General features: G+C 73.4%; 1 protein-coding gene. It reads right to left on the bottom strand.

Annotated elements, in window-relative coordinates:
* A partial coding sequence (locus G3I40_RS33915) for a YeeE/YedE thiosulfate transporter family protein (protein WP_203645255.1) occupies positions 1 to 638 on the bottom strand: 638 nt, incomplete at both ends.

The raw sequence follows: 638 nt of genomic DNA on the forward strand, positions 1-638 counted from the left end.
GGCGCCGCGCGCCGACGGCGGGGTGCTCAGCGGCGGTGGGGTGCGGCGGCTCTGGACGGCGCGGGCCAGCAGCCAGATCGCGGCGAGCGCCACGATCGTCAGTGCCCAGGAGCCGAACCAGCCGACGTGGTCGGACAGCAGGTACGGGTCGAGGGCGGGCAGGTCGTTCCAGAGACCGAACTGCCAGGCGGCGAGCGTGGAACCGGTGAGGAACCCGAAGAGCGTGAGCACGATGGTGCTCTGTCCCGAGCCGACCGCGAAGAGGGTTCCCGAGGCGCAGGCGCCGCCGAGCTGCATCCCGACGGCGAAGAGGAACGCCCCGACGAGCAGGGCCACGCCGATCGGCCCCGCGCTGGGCACCGGCACCGAACCGAAGAGGCCGCTGCCGGTGCCGATGATCAGCGCGAAGAGCGTGGCAGTGGTGCCGAGCAGGAGGGTGTGGGCCTGCAGCCCGGTGCCGTTGCCGACGGCCACGAGTTGCCGCCAGGCGGAGGTGAAGCCGAACCGCGAGTGGAACAGCGCGAAACCGAGGCCGATGCCGAGCAGCCACAGGACGCCGGGCTTGGCCCCGTACTCGACGAAGACATAGGCGGCGACCGCCGCGCCGACGACCCCGGCGACGGCCAGCGGCACCCGCC

The sequence above is a fragment of the Streptomyces sp. SID14478 genome, from assembly GCF_010548525.1.
Classification (GTDB): domain Bacteria; phylum Actinomycetota; class Actinomycetes; order Streptomycetales; family Streptomycetaceae; genus Streptomyces.